At 72.3% G+C, this 22,867-nt stretch carries 22 protein-coding genes; 5 read left to right on the top strand and 17 right to left on the bottom strand.

All coding sequences use genetic code 11. The features are described from left to right. The first annotated feature begins 3 nt into the window (after positions 1 to 3). Both ACILRH_RS22230 and ACILRH_RS22225 read left to right on the top strand, forming a co-directional pair. Positions 4 to 2,142, top strand: a complete 2,139-nt coding sequence (locus ACILRH_RS22230; RefSeq protein ID WP_395696258.1) for a fructose-specific PTS transporter subunit EIIC — start codon at positions 4 to 6, stop codon at positions 2,140 to 2,142. A gap of 28 nt (positions 2,143 to 2,170) precedes the next feature. Further along, positions 2,171 to 2,428, top strand: a complete 258-nt coding sequence (locus ACILRH_RS22225; RefSeq protein ID WP_395696257.1) for an HPr family phosphocarrier protein — start codon at positions 2,171 to 2,173, stop codon at positions 2,426 to 2,428. Between the two features lie 128 nt (positions 2,429 to 2,556). Here the strand turns inward: ACILRH_RS22225 and ACILRH_RS22220 are convergent, their stop codons facing one another. From ACILRH_RS22220 to rimP, 8 genes are all read right to left on the bottom strand, one after another. Next, a complete protein-coding gene (locus ACILRH_RS22220; protein WP_395696256.1) occupies positions 2,557 to 3,516 on the bottom strand; it encodes a hypothetical protein in 960 nt (319 codons plus the stop codon). Further along, positions 3,513 to 4,445 carry a bifunctional riboflavin kinase/FAD synthetase gene (locus tag ACILRH_RS22215; protein ID WP_395696255.1) on the bottom strand — a complete coding sequence of 311 codons (933 nt, stop codon included), beginning with the start codon at positions 4,443 to 4,445 and terminating at the stop codon, positions 3,513 to 3,515. Before ACILRH_RS22215 ends, ACILRH_RS22220 begins: the two co-directional genes overlap by 4 nt. 26 nt (positions 4,446 to 4,471) lie before the next feature. After that, positions 4,472 to 5,332, bottom strand: coding sequence for a tRNA pseudouridine(55) synthase TruB (truB, locus tag ACILRH_RS22210; protein WP_395696254.1), 861 nt, complete (start codon positions 5,330 to 5,332; stop codon positions 4,472 to 4,474). Further along, the gene (gene rbfA, locus ACILRH_RS22205) at positions 5,329 to 5,847 is read right to left on the bottom strand and encodes a 30S ribosome-binding factor RbfA (protein WP_395696253.1); all 519 of its coding nucleotides are present in this window, start codon (positions 5,845 to 5,847) and stop codon (positions 5,329 to 5,331) included. Before rbfA ends, truB begins: the two co-directional genes overlap by 4 nt. A 136-nt stretch (positions 5,848 to 5,983) precedes the next feature. Continuing rightward, entirely contained in the window at positions 5,984 to 8,764 is a 2,781-nt protein-coding gene (gene infB / locus ACILRH_RS22200) for a translation initiation factor IF-2 (protein WP_395696252.1), read from the bottom strand. A 103-nt stretch (positions 8,765 to 8,867) separates the two neighbouring features. Further along, entirely contained in the window at positions 8,868 to 9,155 is a 288-nt protein-coding gene (locus ACILRH_RS22195; protein ID WP_395696251.1) for a YlxR family protein, read from the bottom strand. A gap of 133 nt (positions 9,156 to 9,288) precedes the next feature. Beyond that, positions 9,289 to 10,254, bottom strand: coding sequence for a transcription termination factor NusA (gene nusA, locus ACILRH_RS22190; RefSeq protein WP_395696250.1), 966 nt, complete (start codon positions 10,252 to 10,254; stop codon positions 9,289 to 9,291). Then, on the bottom strand, positions 10,254 to 10,760 hold the full coding sequence (rimP, locus tag ACILRH_RS22185; RefSeq protein ID WP_395696249.1) for a ribosome maturation factor RimP: 507 nt from the start codon (positions 10,758 to 10,760) through the stop codon (positions 10,254 to 10,256). The genes nusA and rimP overlap by 1 nt, the downstream gene beginning before the upstream one ends. Before the next feature lie 87 nt (positions 10,761 to 10,847). On the opposite strand from rimP, the gene ACILRH_RS22180 reads away from it, so the two are divergent. Beyond that, positions 10,848 to 11,276 (top strand): hypothetical protein, encoded by a 429-nt coding sequence (locus ACILRH_RS22180; RefSeq protein WP_395696248.1) that lies wholly within the window; start codon positions 10,848 to 10,850, stop codon positions 11,274 to 11,276. Further along, a complete protein-coding gene (locus tag ACILRH_RS22175; RefSeq protein WP_395696247.1) occupies positions 11,273 to 11,728 on the top strand; it encodes a ferritin-like domain-containing protein in 456 nt (151 codons plus the stop codon). Before ACILRH_RS22180 ends, ACILRH_RS22175 begins: the two co-directional genes overlap by 4 nt. Before the next feature lie 149 nt (positions 11,729 to 11,877). On the opposite strand, the gene ACILRH_RS22170 is transcribed toward ACILRH_RS22175, so the two are convergent. Continuing rightward, entirely contained in the window at positions 11,878 to 12,585 is a 708-nt protein-coding gene (locus ACILRH_RS22170) for an HAD family hydrolase (RefSeq protein WP_395696246.1), read from the bottom strand. Further along, complete coding sequence (locus ACILRH_RS22165) at positions 12,582 to 14,360, bottom strand: proline--tRNA ligase (RefSeq protein WP_395696245.1); 1,779 nt, start codon at positions 14,358 to 14,360, stop codon at positions 12,582 to 12,584. The genes ACILRH_RS22170 and ACILRH_RS22165 overlap by 4 nt, the downstream gene beginning before the upstream one ends. Before the next feature lie 60 nt (positions 14,361 to 14,420). On the opposite strand from ACILRH_RS22165, the gene ACILRH_RS22160 reads away from it, so the two are divergent. Then, entirely contained in the window at positions 14,421 to 15,350 is a 930-nt protein-coding gene (locus ACILRH_RS22160) for a hypothetical protein (protein ID WP_395696244.1), read from the top strand. A gap of 111 nt (positions 15,351 to 15,461) precedes the next feature. On the opposite strand, the gene ACILRH_RS22155 is transcribed toward ACILRH_RS22160, so the two are convergent. The 7 genes from ACILRH_RS22155 to ACILRH_RS22125 form a co-directional block, all read right to left on the bottom strand. After that, positions 15,462 to 16,289: a hypothetical protein gene (locus ACILRH_RS22155; protein ID WP_395696243.1), complete on the bottom strand. Its 828-nt coding sequence runs from the start codon at positions 16,287 to 16,289 to the stop codon at positions 15,462 to 15,464. After that, positions 16,259 to 16,819 carry a DUF6318 family protein gene (locus tag ACILRH_RS22150; RefSeq protein WP_395696242.1) on the bottom strand — a complete coding sequence of 187 codons (561 nt, stop codon included), beginning with the start codon at positions 16,817 to 16,819 and terminating at the stop codon, positions 16,259 to 16,261. Before ACILRH_RS22150 ends, ACILRH_RS22155 begins: the two co-directional genes overlap by 31 nt. A 148-nt stretch (positions 16,820 to 16,967) precedes the next feature. Continuing rightward, on the bottom strand, positions 16,968 to 17,813 hold the full coding sequence (locus ACILRH_RS22145; protein ID WP_395696241.1) for a GNAT family N-acetyltransferase: 846 nt from the start codon (positions 17,811 to 17,813) through the stop codon (positions 16,968 to 16,970). A gap of 37 nt (positions 17,814 to 17,850) precedes the next feature. Next, positions 17,851 to 18,987, bottom strand: coding sequence for an alkaline phosphatase family protein (locus ACILRH_RS22140; RefSeq protein WP_395696240.1), 1,137 nt, complete (start codon positions 18,985 to 18,987; stop codon positions 17,851 to 17,853). Continuing rightward, positions 18,984 to 20,252 (bottom strand): alkaline phosphatase family protein, encoded by a 1,269-nt coding sequence (locus ACILRH_RS22135; protein WP_395696239.1) that lies wholly within the window; start codon positions 20,250 to 20,252, stop codon positions 18,984 to 18,986. The genes ACILRH_RS22140 and ACILRH_RS22135 overlap by 4 nt, the downstream gene beginning before the upstream one ends. 85 nt (positions 20,253 to 20,337) lie before the next feature. Then, positions 20,338 to 21,489: a flavodoxin-dependent (E)-4-hydroxy-3-methylbut-2-enyl-diphosphate synthase gene (ispG, locus tag ACILRH_RS22130; protein ID WP_395696238.1), complete on the bottom strand. Its 1,152-nt coding sequence runs from the start codon at positions 21,487 to 21,489 to the stop codon at positions 20,338 to 20,340. A gap of 10 nt (positions 21,490 to 21,499) precedes the next feature. Continuing rightward, a complete protein-coding gene (locus ACILRH_RS22125; protein ID WP_395696237.1) occupies positions 21,500 to 22,861 on the bottom strand; it encodes a M50 family metallopeptidase in 1,362 nt (453 codons plus the stop codon). Positions 22,862 to 22,867: the final 6 nt, after the last annotated feature.

Here is a 22,867-nt window from a genome sequence, read left to right as displayed (position 1 = left end):
GACATGTCCGACCTCATCACCACCGACCTCGTGCGTCTCGACGCCGAGCTCGGGACCGACAAGCACGACGTGATCCGCGCGCTGGCGCGGATCGTCGGCGACGCCGGCCGGGCCACCGACGTCGACCAACTGGTCGAGGACGCGTTCGCCCGCGAGGCGACGTCCGCGACCGGCCTGCCCGGCGGCATCGCGATCCCGCACTGCCGCACCGCGGGGGTCGCCGAGCCGGTGCTCGCCTTCGCACGCCTCTCCCCCGCCGTCGACTTCGGCGCCAAGGACGGTGCCGCCGACCTCGTCTTCCTCATCTCGGCCCCGGCCGGCGGCGACAACACCCACCTGCAGCTGCTCACCAAGCTCGCCCGTGCGCTGGTGAAGCCGGCCTTCACCGACGCCCTGCGCTCGGCGAGCTCCCCGGAGGAGGTCGCCGCCCTGGTGACCGACGTCGTGGGCGCTCCGCCGGCCCCCAAGCACGCCGCCCCGGCGGACGCTGCGGCGCCTGCGTCGGCCGCTGCTCCCGCGCCCGCTGCACCGGCCGGCCAGCGGCACCTGGTGGCCGTCACGGCGTGCCCGACCGGCATCGCCCACACCTACATGGCGGCCGAGGCCCTCGAGGCCGCGGCCGCTCGGGCCGGTGTCGACCTCCAGGTCGAGACCCAGGGCTCGGCCGGCGCGAAGCCGCTCGCCCCCGAGACCATCGCCGCGGCAGACGCGGTGATCTTCGCGGTCGACGTCGGCGTACGCGACCGGCACCGGTTCGCCGGCAAGCCGCTCGTGTCGTCGGGGGTCAAGCGCCCCTTCGACGAGGCCGACGCGATGATCACCGAGGCCCTGGCCCGCGCCGACGACCCGAACGCCCCGCGGGTCGAGGGTGGCTCCGGCGGCGGTGACGCGGCCGCCGCGACCACCGGCGGCAGCGGCGAGTCGTGGGGCGGGCGGACCCGCCGCGTCCTGATGACCGGCGTGTCGTACATGATTCCGTTCGTCGCCGCCGGCGGCCTGCTCATCGCCCTGTCGTTCCTGCTCGGCGGCTACGAGATCGTCGGCCCGTACGGCGACATCGCGGTCGACAACAGCCTGTTCGACCTCCCCGACGCCCAGGCCCTCGGCCTGGACCACGCGCTGTTCCACAACGTCAGCAGCGGGCTGGCCAACCTGTGCGCCTACATTGGCGCGCTGTTCTTCATCATCGGCAAGACCGCGTTCATGCTCTTCATCCCGGCTCTGGCCGGCTACATCGCCTACGCGATCGCCGACCGCCCGGGCATCGCCCCCGGCTTCGTGATGGGTGGCCTGGCCGCGAACCTGTTCGGCGTCCAGAACTCCGCCGACCCGGCGGTGTCGCTGCCGGCCACCGGCTTCCTCGGCGCCATCATCGGCGGCGTCCTGGCCGGCGTGATCGCCCACTGGGTCGGGAGCTGGAAGGTCCCGACCTGGATGCGCGGCCTGATGCCGGTGCTGATCATCCCGCTGTTCACCTCGATCACCGCCGGGCTGCTGATGATCGTCGTGTTCGGCAAGCCGATCGGGTGGCTGATGGACCAGCTCAACGCCGGGCTGAACTCGCTCAGCGGCAGCAGCGCCATCATCCTCGGCGTGATCCTCGGCCTGATGATGGCCTTCGACATGGGCGGTCCGCTCAACAAGGTGGCCTACAGCTTCGCGGCCGCCGGTGTGGGCGGTGCCGCCGTGGCGACCGACTCGCCGCAGCTGAAGATCATGGCCGCGGTCATGCTGGCCGGCATGGTGCCGCCGCTGGCCCTGGCGCTGGCCACCGTGCTCCGGCCCAAGCTGTTCAACCAGGCCGAGCGCGAGAACGGCAAGGCCGCCTGGGCGCTCGGTGCCAGCTTCATCACCGAGGGCGCGATCCCGTTCGCCGCCGCCGACCCGCTGCGGGTCATCCCGGCGATCATGCTCGGCAGCGCCGTCACCGGCGGGCTGTCGATGGCGCTGGACGTCGGGGTGCGCGCGCCGCACGGCGGCATCTTCGTCCTCTTCGCCGTGAGCAACATCGTCGGCTACCTCATCGCGCTGGTCGCCGGGGTCGTCGTGGGCGCCTCCGCCGTCATCGCGCTCAAGTCCTTCCACCGCAAGGACACCCCGGAGACGGCGGACACCGCCGCCCCCGAGCTCGTCTCCGTCTGACCGATCCACCAACCCCAGGGAGAGATGCATGCCCAGCAAGACCGTCGCCGTCGGCTCGTCCGTCGGCCTCCACGCCCGCCCCGCCCAGCTGATCGCCGAGGCCGCCGGCGAGCTCGACGCCGAGGTGCTCATCGGTGTCCCCGGTGACGAGCCGGTCGACGCCAGCAGCTCGCTGCTGATCATGACCCTCGGCGCCGGCCCCGGCGACCAGGTCGAGGTCAGCAGCGACGACCAGGCCGCGCTCGACGCGATCGTGGCGCTGGTCGAGAAGGACCTGGACGCGTAGTCGCAGGTTCACCATGGTCTGTCGTCGGACCTGCACCTCCCACGGTCTGCACGCCGTGGGAAGTGCCGGTCCACCGTGGTCCCATGGTGAACCCGAGGCGGCCCCGGGGAGCCACCCCGTGGACCGCGTCAGCGGGAGCGCAGGGCGAGGTAGACGGCCCGCATCCCGATGGCCCGCTCGAGCTCACGGGTGACGCCGCCGAAGAACTGGTGGCGGTAGGTCTCGTCGGTCACCGACGACACCGTCAGGTACAGGCCGGAGAAGGCCGCGAGGAACACCGACACCTGCACCAGGCCGCGCGAGGTGTTGAAGGCCGGGTCGGTCTGCCACGCCTCCAGCACCGGGTCGCTCATGATGATCGCCCCGAACAGCACGAGGAACGCGAACACCCCGGCCGCCAGCAGCACCACCTGGACGAACTGGATCACCATCAGGACCAGGATCAGGTTCCAGCGGTCGAAGCCGGTGACCTCGGCGTGCGCCGCCGGGTCCGCGTCGGGGTCGTCGACCAGCGCGCGGGCTGCCCCCTCGAGCGGGGTCCCGGCGCAGGCGCGGAGCAGCAGCGCGGCGTCGACGTCGTCGTCGGCGCGGTCGACCTCCTCGGGCAGCCGGACCAGCAGGAAGCCGGCACCGAGCGCCGAGAACAGGAGCACCACGAGCCAGAGGGTGCCGACCGTGAGGTTCGACCCCACCTGCCACATCTCGGTGTTGATGAACAGGAACGTGATCGCGAGCAGCAGCAGCGGCAGGGCGCGGGAGATGTCGGGCAGCAGCCGCCGCAGCGACCCGAAGGTGCGGCTCAGGCCCCAGGTCAGGATCGGCCGGAAGCGCAGGGCCGTGAGCGCGTACCAGAGCGCCGCGACGAGCACGACCGCCAGCAGCACCGCCGGGCCGGCCGAGATCTCGTCGGCGAACCAGGCCAGCCCGATGCCGGCCGCGACCGCGACCAGCAGCACGCCGACCAGCAGCGGCAGGGTCCGGCCGGGGCGGAGGGCCGCGCGTACGGCGGCCCGCTCGGACGGCACGAAGTACGGGAGCCCGTGGCGCAGGAACCACGCCTCCGCGGCCTCGACCTGCGGGCTGCTCACGTGAGCAGCTCGCGCGCGCGGTCGACGTCGTGCTTCATCTGCTCGACGAGGGACTCGACGGAGTCGAAGGCGACCATGCCGCGCAGCCGCTCGACGAAGAAGACCTCGACCGCGACGCCGTACAGCTCGAGGTCGGTGCGGTCCAGGACGTAGCTCTCGACCCGGCGGTCGCGGACGCCGTCGAAGGTCGGGTTGGTCCCCACGCTGATCGCGGCCGGGAAGGTCTCGCCCGTGTCGAGCCGCCGCAGCCGGCCGGCGTACACCCCGTCCGGCGGCGCGGCGGTGAGCGCGTCGGTGGGCACGTTGGCCGTCGGATAGCCCAGCTCGCGGCCGCGCTGGTCGCCGCGCACGACGGTGCCGCGGACCGAGTAGGGGCGGCCGAGCGCCTCGGCGGCGCCCGCCACGTCGCCGGCGGCCAGGCTCATCCGGACGTAGGTGGAGGACCACACCTGCGGGCCGCCGTCGAGCGGGATGCCCTCGGCCGTGAACCCTAGCCGCTCCCCCGCGGCCTGCAGCGTCGCCACGTCGCCGGCCGCCTTGTTGCCGAAGCGGAAGTTCGCGCCCACGACCACCACCGCCGCGTGCAGCCCGTCGACGAGGACCCGCTCGACGAACGTGTCCGGCGACCAGGCCGCGACCTCGCGGTCGAACGGCAGCGCCAGGACGGCGTCCGCACCGGCGTCGGCGAGCAGCTCGGCGCGCACCTCCAGCGACGTGAGGGTCATCGGGGCGTGCTCGGGGCGCAGCACCGCCATCGGGTGCGGGTCGAAGGTGACCGCGACCACCGGCAGCGACCGCTCCGCAGCGACCTCGTGGGCCCGGGCGACGACGTGGCGGTGACCGAGGTGCACCCCGTCGAAGTTGCCGACGACCACGACCGTCGGTCCGAGGTCGGCCGGCACCTCGTCGAGGGATCGCCAGATCTGCACGTCGCGAAGACTACCGAGCGGAGTCATCAGGTGAAGACGGCGACCGCCCGGGCCCGGCCGTCCCGGGGCTCGTAGAGCGCGAGGAACTCCCCGTCGGGCGCGAACACCGCGGTGAGGGCGTCGAGCGGGAGGTCGAGCGCGCGGCCGTGGCGGACGTCGGTGGCGGCGGCCTCGTCCAGCTCGACGACGGGGAACGCGGCGCGCACGGCGTCCCCGATCGGCAGCAGGACCTCGTCGGCCGGGAGGCCCTCGAGCTCCTCGAGGGTGCGGGCGGCCGCGAGGTCGTAGGGCCCGACGGCGGTACGGCGCAGCGCGGTCAGGTGCCCCCCGACGCCGAGCCGCGCGCCGAGGTCGCGGGCGATCGCCCGCACGTAGGTGCCGCTGGAGCAGCGCACCGAGAGGTCGAGCTCGTCGCCGCGGACCTCGGTGACCACGAGCTCGTGCACTGTGACCGGCCGGGCCGCGAGCTCGACGTCCTCGCCCGCGCGGACCCGCTCGTAGGCGCGCCTGCCGCGGACCTTGATCGCCGAGACCGCGGTCGGCACCTGCATCAGGTCACCGACGAACTCGGCGGCGGCGGCCCGGATCGTGGCCTCGTCGAGCGCGGCGGTCGACACCTCGGCGACGACCTCGCCCTCGGCGTCGTCGGTGGTCGTCGTGACCCCGAGGCGGACCGTCGCGTCGTACGCCTTCTCGGTCAGCACCAGGTGCCCGAGCAGCCGGGTCGCCCGGTTGACGCCGAGCACCAGCACCCCGGTCGCCATCGGGTCCAGCGTGCCGGCGTGCCCGACCTTGCGGGTGCCGAGCAGCCGCCGGGCCCGGGCGACGACGTCGTGCGAGGTCATCCCACCGGACTTGTCGACGACGACGAGGCCGGACCCCGTCACGTGTCCTGAGGAGCCGACGAAGGTGGCGTCTCGACGGGCTCGTCGTCGAGGTCGCCGTCGGGGTCGCCGTCGGGGTCGCGGTCGAGGCCGTCCTCGTCCTCGCGCGGCTTCTTGTACGGGTCGGGCTCGCCGGCGTACGCCGAGCCGCGCTCGGCCGCGAGGGCCTCGTCGCGCGCCTTGGCCTGGGCGAGCACCTCGTCGAGGTGCCGCGCGCTCTCCGGGAGCGCGTCGTGGATGAAGGTCAGGGTGGGCGCGTGCCGCATCCCGAGCTGCTTGGCCACCTCGGAGCGGATCAGGCCCTTGGCCGACTCCAGCGCCGCGGCCGACGCCTCGCGGGCGCCCTCCTCGTCGCCGAGGACGGTGTAGAAGACCGTCGCGATCTGGGTGTCACCGGAGACCCGGACGTCGGTGATCGTCACGAACCCGAGACGCGGGTCCTTGATCCGGCGCTCCAGCATCTCGGCGACGATCACCTGGATCCGGTCGGCGATCTTCCGGACACGGGGACTGGCCATGGTTCCTTCCTACCTCAGTTGGTGTTCCCGTGCCCCGGGCGGATGCCTCGCAAGGCGGAGGGCCGAAGGCGGCCTTCGAGCGAAGCGGGCCGTCGAGGCCCGACAACGCAGCGAGGCGCCGCCCGGGGTGCGGGAATCAGCTGCGCGGGATCTCCTTCATCTCGAAGGCCTCGATGACGTCGCCTTCCTTGATGTCCTGGAAGTTGCGCAGCACCAGACCGCACTCGAAGCCCTCGCGGACCTCGGACGCGTCGTCCTTCTCGCGCTTGAGCGACGCCAGGTCGAGGTTGTCGGCGACGACGGAGCCGTCGCGGATGACCCGCACCTTCGCGTTGCGCCGGATGACCCCGCTGGTGACCATGCAGCCGGCGATGTTGCCGATCTTGGACGAGCGGAAGATCGCCCGGATCTCCGCCTGGCCCAGGGTCGACTCCTCGAACTCCGGCTTGAGCATGCCCTTGAGCGCGGCCTCGATCTCCTCGATGGCCTGGTAGATCACGGTGTAGTACCGGATCTCCACGCCCTCGCGGTCGGCCAGCTCGGTCGCCTTGCCCTGCGGGCGGACGTTGAAGCCGATGATGATCGCGTCCGAGGCCGCCGCCAGGTCGACGTTGGTCTCGGTGATCGCACCGACACCGCGGTCGATGACCCGCAGGGTGACCTCGTCGCCGACGTCGATCTTCGCCAGCGCGTCCTCGAGCGCCTCGACCGAGCCGGACACGTCGCCCTTGAGGATGAGGTTGAGCTCCTGGCTCTCGCCCTTCTCCATGGAGGCCATGAAGTCCTCGAGCGTACGACGCACGCGCCGCTTCGCCTGCATGGCGGCCCGCTCGCGGGCCTCCCGCTTCTCGGCGATCTGGCGCGCCATCCGATCGTCCTCGACCACGATGAAGTTCTGGCCCGCGCCGGGGACGGCGGACAGGCCGAGCACCATCGCCGGCCGCGACGGACCGGCCACGTCGAGCTCGTTGCCGAACTCGTCGAGCATCGCGCGGACGCGGCCGTGGGCCGGACCGGCGACGATCGAGTCACCGACGTGCAGGGTGCCGCGCTGGACCAGGATGGTCGCGACCGGGCCGCGGCCGCGGTCCAGGTGCGCCTCGATGACCAGGCCCTGCGCCTCGCGGTCGGGGTTGGCGTGCAGGTCCAGCGACGCGTCGGCGGTCAGCACGATCGCCTCGAGCAGCTTGTCGAGGTTCAGCTCGGACTTGGCCGAGACGTCGACGAACATGGTGTCGCCGCCGTACTCCTCGGGCACCAGGCCGTACTCGGTCAGCTGGCCACGGACCTTGGTCGGGTCCGCCTCCGGCTTGTCGATCTTGTTGACCGCGACCACGATCGGCACACCGGCCGCCTTGGCGTGGTTGAGCGCCTCGACGGTCTGCGGCATCACGCCGTCGTCGGCCGCGACCACGAGGACCGCGATGTCCGAGGACTGCGAGCCACGGGCACGCATGGCGGTGAACGCCTCGTGACCCGGGGTGTCGATGAAGGTGATGCGGCGGTCCTCGCCGTCGACGTCGGTGTGCACCTGGTAGGCACCGATGTGCTGGGTGATGCCACCGGCCTCGCCCGCGACGACGTTGGCGTTGCGCAGCGCGTCGAGGAGCTTGGTCTTGCCGTGGTCGACGTGACCCATGACGGTGACGACCGGCGGACGCGGCTCGTAGTGCTCGCTGTCGTCCTCGTCGTCGCCGAACTCGATGTCGAAGGACTCGAGCAGCTCGCGGTCCTCGTCCTCCGGCGACACGACCTGGACGACGTAGTTGAGCTCCTCGCCGAGCAGCTCGAGGGTCTCGTCGTTGACGGACTCGGTTGCGGTGACCATCTCACCGAGGCTGAACAGCATCTGCACCAGCTGGGCCGGCTCGACGTTGATCCGCTCGGCGAAGTCGGTCAGGGACGCACCGCGCGGGAGCCGGACGGTCTCGCCGTTGCCCTTGCGGACGCGGATGCCGCCGATCGTCGGGGCCTCCATGGCCTCGAACTCCTGGCGACGCGCCCGCTTGGACTTGCGACCACGACGCGACGGGCCGCCGGGGCGACCGAAGGCACCCTGGGTCTGGCCACGCTGGCCGGGACGACCACCACCGGGGCGACCGCCACCGGACGGGCCGAAGCCGCCGGGACGACCCGGGGCACCGGCGCCGGCACCGGCGCCGCCACGGCCCGGCGCACCGCCACGGCCGGGCGCACCGCCACGGCCGGGCGCACCGGGACGACCCGGGCCGCCGGGACGACCGCCGGGACCCTGACCGAACGCGGCCGGGGACTTGGGCATCATCGCCGGGTTGGGGCGCGGCATGCCCGGACGTCCGCCCTGGCCGGCGGCCGGGGGCCGCGGCGGCCGGTTGTCGCCGCCACCTGTGGTGGGGGCGGGACGGTCGGTCGGGGCGGGCCTGCGGCCCATGCCCTGGCTCGACGCGAACGGGTTGTTGCCCGGGCGCGGCGCGCCGGGACGACCGACCGGCCGGGGCGCGGGCGCCTTCGGCGTCGGGCCGGCCGAGGCCGCGGGAGCGGCCGGGGCCTCCGGCTCGGCCGGCGGCTCCTCGGCCCGGGGGGCCGGCTTCGGGCCGGGCTTGGGGGCGGCGGGTGCCGCAGGGGCCTCGGCGGCGGGCGCCTCCGGGGCAGGAGCCTCGGGGGCCGCCTCGGGAGCCGGGGCCGGCTTCGCGGCGGCGGCCTTCTTGGCCGGGGCGGGCTTCGCCGCCGGCGCCGCAGGCGCCTCCGCCGGGGCGGCCGAGGCCTGCTCGGCCTTCAGCTTGTCGCCGTACTCCTTGCGGAACCGCATCTCCGCCGGGAGCTCGACGGTCGAGCTCGCCGACTTGACGAACTCCCCCATCTCCTTGAACTTCTCGAGAACGAACTTGCTCTCGACTCCGAACTCCTTGGCGAGCTCGTGAACTCGGGTCTTAGCCACGCTTCTCCTTCTGGCCGCAAGACCCGGTTCCAGTCCGTTGCTGGGGGTGACGTTGCGACCGTTAGTGGTTGTGCACGCTCATCGCGAAGTACTCATCGAGTGCTCATGAGCTGCTGCTCCAGTCTCTGTCGGTCAACGATCGGTCGGTTCCGGCTGCGTCGAGGTAGTCGCCCACCGGTGCGCTGGAGAGCCCGGTCGTGACCCGGAGGGCCCGGCCGAACGCCTTCCGGCGCACCGCGAGGTCGTAGCACTCGGTCGTGGGGTGCAGGTGCGCTCCACGGCCGGGTCCGGTGCCCTTCGGGTCGGGCACGACGGCCGGGTGGCCGTGCGTGTCCGAGCCGACGGTCACCCGCAACAACTCAGCCTTGGCGGCTCGTGTCCGGCATCCCACGCAGGTCCGGACAGGTCCCGCAGGAGCGGGTCGGTCCGGGCAGGCAGAAGGGATGTGTTCACGCGCCACTGGTCCGCAAGCCTACCCCGCAGGGGCCACTGATTTCGAACCGGGAGGCTCAGGCGTCACCCGGCTACTCGTCGTCGGACCGGATGTCGATCCGCCAGCCGGTGAGCCGCGCGGCGAGGCGGGCGTTCTGGCCCTCCTTGCCGATCGCGAGCGACAGCTGGAAGTCCGGGACGACGACCCGGGCCGACCGCGCGGCCGCGTCGACGACCTCCACGGAGGTGACACGGGCCGGCGAGAGCGCGTTGCCGACCAGCTCTGCGGGGTCGTCGGACCAGTCGACGATGTCGATCTTCTCGCCGTGCAGCTCGGCCATCACGGCCCGGACCCGCTGGCCCATCGGGCCGATGCACGCACCCTTCGCGTTGACCCCGGGCGCCGTCGAGCGCACCGCGAGCTTGGTGCGGTGCCCCGCCTCGCGGGCGAGCCCGGCGATCTCGACGGTGCCGTCGGCGATCTCGGGCACCTCGAGCGCGAAGAGCTTCTTGACCAGGTTCGGGTGCGAGCGCGACAGCGTGACCTGCGGCCCGCGCAGACCCTTGCGCACCGAGACGACCAGGCACTTGATCCGGGTGCCGTGCTCGTAGCGCTCACCCGGCACCCGCTCCCCCGGCGGCAGCATCGCCTCGAGCTTGCCGAGGTCGACCAGCACGTCGTCGGGGTTGCGGCCCTGCTGGATGATCCCGGAGACGATGTCGCCCTCCTTGCCGGAGAACTCACCGAAGCGGACGTCGTCCTCGGCGTCGCGGAGCCGCTGCAGCATGATCTGCTTCGCCGTGGTCGCGGCGATCCGGCCGAACCCCTCGGGCGTGTCGTCGTACTCACCGACGGTGTTGCCCTCCTCGTCGACCTCCGACGCGAGGACCGTCACGTGGCCGGTCTTGCGGTCCAGCTCGACGCGTGCGTGCTCCTGGGCGCCCGGGGTCTTGTGGTACGCCGTCAGCAGCGCCTGCTCGATCGCCTCGACGAGCACGTCGAAGGAGATCTCCTTCTCCCGCTCCAGCATCCGCAGGATGCTCATGTCGATGTCCATCAGGCCTCCTCGTCCGACGAGACGTCTCCGGCGGCACCGGGTCGGTTGAACTCCACCTGCACGAGCGCCTTCTTCACGTCGGCGTAGGCGACCTCGCGCCGCTGGCCGCTGACGTCGAGGGTGACCCGCTCGTCGTCCGACGCGACGATCCGGCCGGTCGCTGTCGCGCCGTCACCGGTCGTGACCTTGACCAGTCGCCCGGCGTTGCGGCGCCAGTGGCGCGGCAGGGTCAGCGGGCGGTCGACGCCGCGTGAGGTCACCTCGAGGGTGTAGGGCTGCTCGCCCATCACCTCCGACCCGTCCAGCACCCGGTTGACCTCCCGGGTCGCCTCGGCCACCTCGTCCAGCGTGACCCCACCGTCCTTGTCGACGGCGACCCGCAGGATCCGGCGCTTGCCGGCCGGGGTGATCTCGACGGCCTCGATGTCGAGGCCCAGGGCACGCAGGGGGTCGTCGAGCTCGGCCTCGATCCGTGCCCTGGTGGCGTCCTGGTTGGCGCTGCTCACGGGTGGGCGACCTCCTTGTGCTGTTGTTGATCGACCACCATAGCGGCTGGGGAGCGGGCCGCGCGGCCACTGGATAGGGTCGCCCTCGTGCCTGCCGTCCCCCGCCCCACGCGCCGCTCGGCGCTCGCCCTGGCGGCGGTCGGTCTGGTGGCGCTGACCGGGTGTGACGACGGCGGCGGCGACACCCCCGGCGCGACGCCGGCGCCCGATCCCGACGTCGACCTGGTCGATCGCGTGCGGGGCCGCCTGCGGCGCGCCGAGCGCCTCGCCGTCGCTGCCGGTGACCCCGGGTGGGCCCGGCTGCACGCCGCCCACATCGAGGCGCTCGACGGTCGGCCGGCCCGCTCCGGCCCGGCACCCGGCCCGGTGAGCGCCGCCGCGCTGCGGGCCCGGGAGGAGCGCCTGGCCGAGGAGCTCGCGAACGCCGCCGTGGCGGCGGCCAGCGGGGCCCTGGCCCGGCTCCTCGCCTCGATGAGCGCCGCCGTGTCCCAGCGGCTGGCCGCGGAGGCCACGTGAGCAGCGCAAGCCCCGAGGCGAGCACGCTGGACGCCCTCCAGACCACGCTGGCCGCCGAGCACGCGGCCGTCTACGCCTTCGGCGTGCTCGGCGGCCGCACCTCCAGCAGCGCCAGCCCCGACCTCTTCACCGCCGTCTCGTCGGCCTACGCCGCCCACCGAGCGCGCCGCGACCACCTGGTGCGCGAGCTCACCGAGGCCGGGGCCGAGCCGGTCGCCGCGGAGCCGGCGTACGACGTCGCCCGGCCGCTGGACACACCGACGCAGGTCGAGCAGGCGGCCCTGGCGCTGGAGCGGTCCTGCGCCACGACCTACGCCTACCTGGTGGCCAGCACCACCGGCGACCAGCGGCGGTGGGCGATCGACGCCCTGAGAGAGACAGCGGTCCGCGAGCTCGTCTTCCGGGGAACTCCCGAGACGTTCCCCGGAGCCGACGAGCACGCGGACCGCTGAGGCCTGGAGGCCATGAGCGGCCCCACCGGGATGTGGGGGGACTGGCGGGGAACCGCTCGTGCACAACTGTGCAACAGGCTCCCGCCGGGGCGCGACCTCTGCCCTCCCTCACGTTTTCGCATTGCACAAACGTGCAACGCAGGGGCCGATCAGGCCCAGTCGCGGACGATCCCGAGCACCTCGGCGAGGGTGTGCGCCACGGCGTCCGGCTCCCCCTCGGTGTGGCCCACCTGCTCCACCGGGATCCTGCTGTGCGGCACATGGACGGCTCGCAGCCCGGCGTGATGGGCTCCGTAGACGTCGTCGAAGAGTCGGTCCCCGACGTACACGCACCGGGCCGGGTCGGTGGCGCCGACGGCGTCCAGGGCGGCACGGAACGCGTGCGGCGACGGCTTCGTCCACGGGATCTCGCTGGTGTAGACATCACCGTCGATCAGGTGCAGGACGCCGTCGCGCCGGAAGATCTCCTCGTGGAAGGCCCGGGGCCAGATGGTGTTCGACAGCACGCCGACCTTGACGCCGTCCGCGCGGAGCGCCTCCCACAGCGGACCGACCTCGGGGTCGGTGAGCGTATGCGGCTCCCAGAACTCGTAGTAGGCCGTCAGCAGGTCCGGATCGTGGTCGAGCCCGGCCTCGGCGAACAGGTCCGCGACCGTCGCGCTCTGCTGGTGGTCGCGGGAGCGGCCCCAGATCGCCTGGTTGGCCGCGTGCAGCCGCGCCTGGGACACCTCGACGGGGTGGTCGACGTTGACGACGGCCTGGGCGAGGGCCAGTGACTCGGCGTGGAAGTCGATGTCGTGCCAGGCCGTGAGCGTGCCGCCCCAGTCGAAGACGACGGCGTCGACGCCCCGGCTCATGCCCGCACGAGGCGCACGACGTGGTCGACGACCTGGTCGGCCGGGACCTCCTCGCGCTCGCCGGTGCGCCGGTCCTTGACCTCGACGGTTCCCTCGGCGAGGCCGCGGCCCACGACCACGATCGTCGGGACGCCGATGAGCTCGGCGTCCTTGAACTTCACCCCCGGGCTCACCTTCGCCCGGTCGTCGTAGAGCACCTCGATGCCCTGGCGGTCGAGCTCGTGCACGATCCGGTCGGCGGCGGCGTGGACGTGCTCGTCCTTGCCCGTGGCCACCACGTGGACGTCGGCCGGCGCGACCTCGCGGGGCCAGGCGAGCCCGAGCTCGTCGTGGGTGTTCTCCGCGATCGCGGCGACCGCCCTCGACGGCCCGATGCCGTAGGAGCCCATGGTGACCGTCACGAGCTTGCCGTTCTCGTCGAGCACCTGCAGGCCGAGCGCGTCGGCGTACTTGCGGCCGAGCTGGAAGATGTGGCCCATCTCGATGCCCCGGGCCGCGTGGAGGGTGCCGTCCCGGCCCTCGGTGCGGCACACCGGGCAGGGGTCGCCCTCACGGACCTCCGCGGCCTCGATGGTGCCGTCGGGGGTGAAGTCACGGCCCGCGACCAGGTCGAGCACGTGGCTGCCGTCGACGTCGGCGCCGGTGACCCAGCGGGTGCCCTGGGCGACGCGGGGGTCGACCAGGTAGCGGATGCCGGACTCGTTCTTCTCCCCCAGCACGCCTGGGCCGATGTAGCCCTTGACCAGGCTCGGGTGCTTGACGAACTCGGCCTCGTCGAAGGGCTCCACCTCGATCGGCTCGAGCTGGCCCTCGAGCCGCTTCTGGTCGACCTCGCGGTCCCCCGGCAGGCCGATCGCGATCGGCTCGCGGGTGCCGTCGGGATGCTTGAGCGTCACCAGCACGTTCTTGAGGGTGTCGCCGGCCGTCCACGGGCGGTCCGCCCGCGGGAACGTCGCGTTGAGGTGGTCGACCAGGGTCTGGATGGTCGGGGTGTCGGGAGTCTGCTCCGCGTGCGCGGCCGGCACGTCGTCGTACGCCATCGGTGCGGGCGCCGGCACCTCCACCGCCTCGACGTTGGCGGCGTAGTCGCAGGTCGTACACCGCACGTACGTGTCCTCGCCGACCTCGGCCTTGGCGAGGAACTCCTCGGAGCGGGAGCCGCCCATCGCCCCGGAGGTGGCCTTGACGATGACGTACTCGAACCCGAGCCGGTCGAAGATCCGGATGTAGGCGTCACGGTGGCGCTGGTAGCTCGCCTCGAGCCCGGCGTCGTCGACGTCGAAGGAGTAGGAGTCCTTCATCACGAACTCGCGGCCGCGCAGCAGGCCGGCGCGGGGCCGCGCCTCGTCGCGGTACTTGGTCTGGATCTGGTAGAGCGCGAGCGGCAGGTCCTTGTAGGAGCTGTAGAGGTCCTTCACCAGGAGCGTGAACATCTCCTCGTGGGTGGGGCCGAGCAGGTAGTCGGCGTCCTTGCGGTCCTTGAGGCGGAAGATGCCGTCGCCGTACTCGGTCCACCGGTTGGTCGCCTCGTAGGGCTCGCGCGGCAGCAGCGCCGGGAAGAGCACCTCCTGCGCCCCGATGCCGTCCATCTCCTCACGGATCACGTCCTCGATGCGGCGCAGCACCTTCAGCCCCAGCGGCAGCCAGGAGTAGATGCCGGGCGCAGCGCGGCGGATGTAGCCCGCCCGGACCAGGAGCCGGTGCGACGGCACCTCGGCGTCCGCCGGGTCGTCCCGGAGGGTCCGCACGAACAGGCTCGACATCCGCATGATCATGGAGGGAAGGCTACTTGTCGGCCACCGCAACCTTCCTCCGGGTTATGGCGTCCTGGGAGCATGAAGACAGCGATCCTCTCGGCCCTGCTCACGATGGCGGCGCCCACCGTGACACTCCACCCCGCCCAGCTCGACCGTGGACCCGACGTCTCCGGACCGCACGTCGAGGGCCGCGTGCTCGTCGACGGCTCCACCCGCATCTCCTTCCGCGACCCCGTGGTGACCCTGCTCGGGACGTCGCGGGACCACCGGTACGTCGTGCACCTGATGACCCGGGCCGGGAACCGCGAGCGGGTGATCGCCGTCGGGGGCGGCGCACCACGGAGGGTCCTGCTGCGGGGAGTCCAGCCCGCGGAGGCGATCCTGAGCGACGATGGTCGAGACCTCCTCGCGGCACGGTGGCGGCCCGGCACGGGCACCACCACGGTGCGGGTGCTGTCCGCACGGACCGGCCGGCCCGTCGCCCATCGACAGCTGCGGGGTGCGGTGTCGCTGCTGGACGCCGACGCGAGCCGCGTGGTGCTCGGCGGCTGGCGACCGGCGCGCACCCTGGTGTGGAACTACAGATCCGGCTCCGCCCGGCTGGTCAACCACCACTCGGGCTACCTTGCCTCCCTGGCGGCCGGCCGACTCGCGTCCTACACGGGTGACCCCTACGACGGCGGCTGCTCGGTCCTGACGACCCTGGGGGGACAGCAGCTGTCGCGGTCCTGCTCCGAGCGGGTGGTCGCGATCTCGCCGTCCGGCCGCCGCGTCGCCACGGTCGGCCTCCTCTCCGACGGACCGGGCTCCTCTGCGACAAGCGTGCGCCGCGCCTCCGGCAGGCTGCTGGTGACCTACCGCGCGCCGTACGTCTTCGGCACGATCTCGTGGCAGGACGACCGCACGCTGCTGCTCGACACCCTCACCACGCGACGTGCCACCGTCGTGCGGTGCGTGCTCGACACCTGCGAGCGGGCCTCCGCGTCCCGGCCGAGCCCGATCAACTGAGCCCTCAGGGGAGCGGGCCTGCAGGTTTACCCGGTCGACCGGGTATCCCGTTGCTTGTCGGCCAACACTTCGGCCGACAAGCAACGGGACAAGCCGACAAGTCCGCGGCTGCTACTGGCCGACGAGGACCGGGCGGGCGGTGACCACGCGAAGGGCGTCGGGGCGCCCCGGAATCGTGACGGTGCCGGCCACGTCGCGCCACGGCCCGCCGTCCACCCGGAACCGCGCCGCGTAGGTCGTGTCGACGCTCGGCGCCACCCGGCCGGCGCGCAGGTAGCGGTGGGTGATCTCCAGGTCCGGGTACGCCGAGCCGGGGCTGGTCGTCGACCGCGTCGCACCATCCCCGAACCGCCACCCGAACTGCGACGGCCAGATCCGCAGCTCCACCCGCCGCCCCAGCAGCGTCACGGTCCGGCTCAGCTCGGCGCCGTCGGTGAAGAAGTTGGTGTCGAAGTTGACCAGCGTCCGCCCGTTCGGTGGCTGCACCCGCAGCTCGGACGGCGGCAGCGGGAGCCGCCGGAAGGCCGCCAGCACCAGGCCGGGGGTCACCTGCGGCGGCGCCGCTGCCGCCGGGGCGGAGTCGACCGGGCAGTTAAAGCCTCGATCAACGAACTCGCCTTCAGCGTTGAAGTAGCTCGTGGCCTCCATGATGTCGCCGTTGTCACAAAGTGCGGGTTCACCGCAAGTCTGCGACCCGCCGCGCGCACAGACGGTCGTGGCATCGGCATAAGCGATCGCGTTCGCAGGATCTGCCACTGTGTCTTGCGTTGACGACCCGCCCTGTGTGTCGGTGATCGACACGAAGAGGCCAGTTGCGTTGGGATTCACGTCTGCACCGTCATCACTCCAGACGGGAGCGGCCGACAGCGCGAGGGCGACCACCACCGCGGCCAGCAGAGCCATCGCCTTCATAGCGTCACCAGTGAACGGACGAGCCACGCACCGTTCGTCGGCTCTAGGTACATTCGCACGTCGGTGAGCCCACCTGGGTAGGTCTGGTCGTGGTGCTCGCCAGGTCGATCGACCCTCTGAGAGGTCGTCTTCACTCGATACTCGGTGGAGGCCCAGCGTTTCCCTTGCTCAGTGACGAACACCGTCTGGAACTTGGCGGGTCGGCCGACTCCCCCAATGATCCGGCCGCCTCCCTCGTACGAGCTCTGAATGAACTTGATGGCGGCGTCGCAGCCGATGCACTTGTCGCCCAGCAACCGCAGGCCGGCCACATCCCCCGTCGCCTGGGCGTAGTTGACCATCTCCCAGTAGAACCGCACGAACGCCTCCGCGGAGGCGGCGTCGGTGCCCCGGGCCGCGGCCGGCATGGTCGGCGCGGAGGGGCTGGGCGAGGTGGTGGGTGAGGTCGAGGTGCTCGACGGGGGCGCCACCCGCGGCTCGGGGTCGCTGCCCGAACAGGCAGTGACCCCGAGCACGAGTGCACCCACCACGGCGATGACCACCCGAGTTCCGGTCACGCGCCCGATCATTCCCCGGGCCGCGCGCGAGCGAAACCGGCACCCGCCCGCCTGTGGACAACGCCGCGGGGTCGTCGAGACACCCGACGTGACCCTCAGCCGGCCCCGTCAGGCGCCAGTTCTGGTGCCTCGACGGCGATGGGCCGCCTCAGAACATCACGGTCGCGAAGCGGGCGGTCTCGCGGAAGCCGACCTTCTCGTAGACGGCGCGGGCGGAGGTGTTCCAGTCGTTGACGTAGAGCGACACCGTGGGGGCGATCTCGCGGCGGACGATGTCCACGACCGCGGCCATGCCCGCGGTGGCCAGGCCCTGGTTGCGGTGGGAGGGCGGCACGAAGACGCCCTGGATCTGGGCGGCGTACGGCGTCGCGCAGGCCACCTCGGCCTTGAACACCAGCCGGCCCCGGTCGTAGCGGGCGAACGACCAGCCCCGGCTGACCAGCTGGTTGACCCGGGCCCGGTAGAGCTCGGCTCCCCCGCCCCACTCCGGCGAGATGCCGACCTCCTCGGTGTACATCGCCACGCACGCGGGGTAGAGCTCGTGGACGTCGGAGGGCAGCGAGCGCCGCACGCCCCGGTCGGGCGCGACGGCGGGCAGGCCGCTGATCTCCAGGTGCGGCTGCTCCCACCGCAGCTCACGAGGGCGGCCCCACGTGCCGGCGACGCCGTTCCAGAACGCCCGCACCGCCTCCTGCGGGCCGACGATGGTCGAGACGGTGCGGCCCCGGGTCAACGCCCGCTCGGCGAACGCGGCGGCGTCGTCGGGCGTCGCCTGCACCGGCACCAGGTTCGCGCCGACGTGGCACGCGGCCACCAGCTCGCCGTCGACGAAGCGGCCCCACATCTCACCACCGAGCCAGCGCGGCTCGAGGTTGGTGGTCGTCGCGCGGTAGTCGACGAAGGCGTTCACGACCGGGTCCCGGCGCGCCAGCACCAGGAACTCGTCGAGGTCGGCGGAGCCCAGGGGGCGGACGCCGTGACGGGTCGTGAGCACGGCCCGAGCCTACGGCCCCACGGCGGGGTCGGCGGCGCTACTGCACACGCCAGCCGTTGTAGACGTCGAGCCCGAAGGTGTCGACGCCGGGGTCGCGCGCGTAGCCGAGCTTGGGCAGGCCGAAGATCTCCTCGATCGAGCCGAGCAGGGAGTAGTGGTTGTAGGGCGTCGTGCTCCACGTGCCCGGCCGGATGAACCGCGAGACGAGCAGCGCACCGATCCGGCCGCCCCCTGGGCCGAGGATCCCCGGCATCGGCGAGTTGACCGAGGTGGCCGGGCCGCAGCAGGCGGTCGCGTCGGCCTGCGGGCCGTCGGACTCGTCGGCGGTGACGACCAGCAGCCCGTCGCGCCGGTACGCCGGCGACCGCAGGATCCGCGGCACCCACTTCTTCATCCAGGCGTTCACCGCCCGCAGCCCGCCCGGGCTGCCGTCCGCGCACGGCGCGTCGTGGCCGTCGTGGCACAGGTCCGGGGTGATGTAGACCAGGTTCGGCGTGGTGGCGGCGCGCCGCAGGTCCGCGGGCAGCCGGTCGAGCGCCACGACGTGGGCTCGGCAGTAGCGCTCGCGGTCGATGATCGCGCGGAAGTAGACGAACGGGTTGTGCCGCACCGCGTAGCCGTTCTGCGCGGTGGCGTGCTGGGTCGGGTCCCGCCGGTCGACGGCCGGGTGCTGGCAGGGCCGCTGCATGTCCTCGAGGTACCCCTTCCAGGTCCGGCCGGCGGTGCTGAGCTGCCGCGGCAGCGTCCGCACGTCGGCCGGGAAGACGCATCCGGCGCCCACCGCCTGGCCCGGGGCCGCGGTGCCGACCCGCGCGAAGGTGGAGAAGGTCTGGCAGTCCGCTTGCATCGCCGGGTTGGGTCCCTGGCCCGAGATCTGGGCGACGTAGTTGGGCTGCGACTGGTGGGCGGTGCCGTAGTAGCTGTTCAGCAGCACGCCCCGGCTCCGCAGGGTGCGGGCGAGGTACGGCGCCGCCGAGTGCGCGCCCCAGGTCTCGGCGTAGCCCTTGTTCTCGATGTTGATCACGAAGACGTGGCGCACGGGCGGCACCCAGCGCGGCCGCGCCGATGCTGACGCCGCGGGTGCCGCGACGGGGCCTGCGTCCTCGGCGGTCGCCGTGGGCACGGCGAGCCCGGCGGTCACCAGCGCGACGGCCGCGACGAGCCGGGCGATCACCGCGGCACCCGCATGCCGAGGTCGCGGGCGAGGTGCTTGAGCGCCGCCCAGTCGTCGGACTTCGACTCGTCGGGTGCGCACCCCGCCGGCGTGACCGCGGGGACGTCGTACGTCGGCGAGGCGGTGCGCGGCCCGTGGGAGAAGTCGAGCGCCTCCGCGATGTTGCGGGCGTTGCGGTCGCGGGGCGTCAACGGCTTCAGGCCCCACCGCCACTCGATCATCTTCAGGACCGACGTGTGGTCGTAGACCTGATGGGACACGTGGCCCCGGCGCGCGAGCGGCGAGATCATCAGGGCCGGGACCCGGAACCCCCGCAGGGCCGTCGCCCGCGAGACGTCCGGCGCCCGTCCCGGCCTGACGTGGTCGAAGAACCCGCCCCACTCGTCGTAGTTGATGACCAGCACGGTCCTCTCCCAGCCCGGTCCGGAGCGGACCGCGTCGTACACCTGGTTGAGGAACGCCTGGCCCGCCCGGATGTCGGCCAGCGGGTGGTCGTCGTTGGAGCGGCCGTCCTCCTCGTCGAGGAAGCGGGGGTCGACGAAGGAGACCGCCGGCAGGGTGCCGGCCGCCGCGTCGAGGAGGAAGGTGGCGAACGGCGTCGAGATGTCGAGGTGCTTCTCGTACCAGAGCGCGGTGAAGGGGATGTCGCTGAAGTAGTACTTCCCGCTGACGCCGGCGGCCGCGAGCCGGTCCCAGATCGTCGTGAGTGTCGAGCGGTCGGTGTTGTTGTGCAGGCGGTCGGTCCGCGCGGCGTGCTGGTAGAAGCGGTTGGGGTAGGTCTCGGCCATGACCGCGGAGAAGTACCGGTCGAAGACGGTCCAGTCGCGGGCCGCCCCGCGGTAGAACGCCAGATCGGCGTCGGTGTAGTAGCCGATCGCCATCAGGTCGTTCTTCCCCGACCGTAGGAAGCCGTCGCAGCGGCCGCCGTTGAGCTGGATCCGGCCACCCTCGTAGGAGTGGTCGGGGTCCTCGAACCCGCAGCCGTCGTACGCCGTCAGGTGGTGGGTCCGGTGCCGGCGACCCTTGCGGTCGACGTAGCTGAGCCCGGCCTGCCGGCCGTCGGCGCCGGGCAGCCAGCCGAGGTAGTGGTCGAAGGACCGGTTCTCCATCATCACGAGGACGACGTGCTCGATCCCGGACTCGTGCGGGGCGGGGAGCGGCGGTACGCCGGCGGTGGCGGGCCACCAGCGCGCCGCGCCGGCAGCAGCGGCGGCGACGCCGGAGACCGACGCGGCGCCGAGGAGGTTCCTGCGGGAGAGGGGCACGGTCGGAGTCTGCGCTGCGCGGCAGCTCCCGAAACCGGTGCGACCCGGTGTTCGCCCGATGTTCAGACCGGGTTCGGCGTCGGGTCTAGGAGATGGTGACCTGCGCGGACGAGCCGTCGACCGACTCCATGCCCTCGGCGATCCGCATCGCCTCCTCGATGAGGGTCTCCACGATCTGCGACTCAGGCACGGTCTTGATCACCTCGCCCTTGACGAAGATCTGCCCCTTGCCGTTGCCGGAGGCGACACCGAGGTCGGCCTCGCGGGCCTCGCCCGGACCGTTGACGACGCAGCCCATCACCGCGACGCGAAGCGGGACCTCCATGCCCTCCAGGCCCGCGGTCACCTCGTCGGCGAGCTTGTAGACGTCCACCTGGGCGCGGCCGCACGACGGGCAGGAGACGATCTCGAGCCGCCGGGGGCGCAGGTTGAGGGACTCCAGGATCTGCAGCCCGACCTTGACCTCCTCGACCGGCGGGGCCGAGAGCGAGACGCGGATGGTGTCGCCGATGCCCTTCGAGAGCAGGGCGCCGAACGCCGTCGCGGACTTGATGGTGCCCTGGAAGGCCGGCCCGGCCTCGGTGACACCGAGGTGCAGCGGCCAGTCGCCGCGCTCGGCGAGCATCTCGTACGCGCGCACCATCACGACCGGGTCGTTGTGCTTGACCGAGATCTTGAAGTCGTGGAAGTCGTGCTCCTCGAAGAGGCTGGCCTCCCACACCGCCGACTCGACGAGGGCCTCGGGGGTCGCCTTGCCGTACTTCTCGAGCAGCCGCTTGTCGAGGGAGCCGGCGTTCACGCCGATCCGGATCGAGGTGCCGCGGTCCTTCGCGGCGGCCGCGATCTCCTTGACCTGGTCGTCGAACTGCCGGATGTTGCCGGGGTTGACGCGCACGGCGGCGCAGCCGGCGTCGATCGCGGCGAAGACGTACTTGGGCTGGAAGTGGATGTCGGCGATCACCGGGATCTGCGAGTGCTGCGCGATCTCGGGCAGCGCGTCGGCGTCGTCCTGGCTGGGGCACGCGACGCGCACGATGTCGCAGCCCGCCGCGGTGAGCTCGGCGATCTGCTGCAGCGTCGTGTTGACGTCCGCCGTCAGGGTCGTCGTCATCGACTGAACGGAGATGGGGAAGTCACTCCCCACGCCGACCTTGCCGACCTTGATCTGACGGGTCTTGCGACGGGGGGCGAGCACCGGCGGCGGGGCCGCGGGCATGCCCAGGCTGATCTCGGTCATGCGTTCGATCCTAGGACTCGAGGTGAATCGGGACGACGAGGTCCCCGACGATCAGCACCACGCCCATGACGAGGAGCACAGCAGCCACGCAGTAGGCGATCGGCAGCAGCTTGGCGACGTCCACGTAGCCCGGGTCCGGCCGGCCGCGCAGGCGCGCGAACCCGCGCCGCAGTGCCTCCCACAGCGCCCCCGCGATGTGGCCGCCGTCGAGGGGCAGCAGCGGGATGAAGTTGAACAGCCCGATGAACAGGTTGAACGCCGCGACCAGGCCCAGCAGGAAGACCGCCTTCTCGGCGACCGGGAAGCCCTGCTGGGAGACCGCCTCGCCGGCGATCCGGCCGCCGCCGACGATGCTGACCGGACTGTCGGCCGCGCGGTCCTGGACGCCCGCGATCGCCTCGGCGACGCCCCACACCTTGACTGGGAGGGTCGCCAGCGCCCGCACGCTCTGCTCGGCCATCCCGCCCATCTGCTGCAGGGTGTAGATCGGTCCGCCCGTCTCGATCACCACGTGCGTCGTGGGGGTGACGCCGAGGAAGCCGACCTGGCGCAGCGTCTGGTCGGTCTGCGACGTGGGCCGCGCCTCCACCGTCGTGCTGGTGGTGCCGGTCAGCTGCCGGCCGTCGCGCTCGTAGCCGATGACGGCGGTGCCGTCGTCGTTGCCGCGGATCAGCCCGCGCAGCTGGTCCCAGCCGGTCACCGGGGTGCCGTTGAAGCTGGTGATCACGTCGCCGGGCCGCAGGCCGGCCTCGGCCGCCGGGCTGACCGGGTCGGTGTCGGTGCAGGTAGTGCGGTTGTCGGCGTACGGGATGACGCACTGGGAGACCTCGTCGATGACCGGCTGCCCGGCGTCGGCCTCGGCGGTGCGCTGGCCGTAGAAGGCGAAGATGCCCCAGAAGATGAAGAACGCGATGAGGATGTTGACCGTCGGACCACCGGCCATCACGACGACCTTCTTCCACCAGGTCATCTTGTAGAAGAGGCGGTCGCTGTCCTCGGGCCGGATGGTCTCCCACTCGGCGGCTCGGGCGTCGGAGACCAGCTGGGTGAACAGCCCGGTGTTGGACTTGCGGACCATGACGACCTGCTGGCCGTCGGCGTCGGTCGTGACCTCGTCGGCAAGCTCGGCCGCACCCGGCGGCAGCATCCCGACGATCTTGACGAATCCGCCCAGCGGCACCGCCTTGACGCCGTACTCGGTCTCACCGACCTGCTTGCTCCAGACGGTCGGGCCGAAGCCGATGAAGTACTGGGTGACCTTCCCGCCGAACCTCTTGGCGGGGATCATGTGGCCGAGCTCGTGCAGGCCGATCGAGGCCAGGATGGCGAGCACGAACAGCAGCACGCCCACGACGTAGAAGACGGTGCTCACGCTCTC

Origin of the sequence: Nocardioides sp., assembly GCF_044226765.1 — a bacterium.
GTDB lineage: Bacteria > Actinomycetota > Actinomycetes > Propionibacteriales > Nocardioidaceae > Nocardioides.
This window is presented reverse-complemented; position numbering and strand designations above follow the sequence as displayed.

Excerpts from the sequence above, each read along its gene's own strand:
- ACILRH_RS22230 (WP_395696258.1), top strand. The coding sequence starts at position 4 with ATGTCCGACCTCATCACCACCGACCTCGTGCGTCTCGACGCCGAGCTC.
- ACILRH_RS22225 (WP_395696257.1), top strand. The coding sequence starts at position 2,171 with ATGCCCAGCAAGACCGTCGCCGTCGGCTCGTCCGTCGGCCTCCACGCC.
- rbfA (WP_395696253.1), bottom strand. The coding sequence starts at position 5,847 with ATGGCCAGTCCCCGTGTCCGGAAGATCGCCGACCGGATCCAGGTGATC.
- nusA (WP_395696250.1), bottom strand. The coding sequence starts at position 10,254 with ATGGACATCGACATGAGCATCCTGCGGATGCTGGAGCGGGAGAAGGAG.
- ACILRH_RS22170 (WP_395696246.1), bottom strand. The coding sequence starts at position 12,585 with ATGAGCCGGGGCGTCGACGCCGTCGTCTTCGACTGGGGCGGCACGCTC.
- ACILRH_RS22165 (WP_395696245.1), bottom strand. The coding sequence starts at position 14,360 with ATGATCATGCGGATGTCGAGCCTGTTCGTGCGGACCCTCCGGGACGAC.
- ACILRH_RS22160 (WP_395696244.1), top strand. The coding sequence starts at position 14,421 with ATGAAGACAGCGATCCTCTCGGCCCTGCTCACGATGGCGGCGCCCACC.
- ispG (WP_395696238.1), bottom strand. The coding sequence starts at position 21,489 with ATGACCGAGATCAGCCTGGGCATGCCCGCGGCCCCGCCGCCGGTGCTC.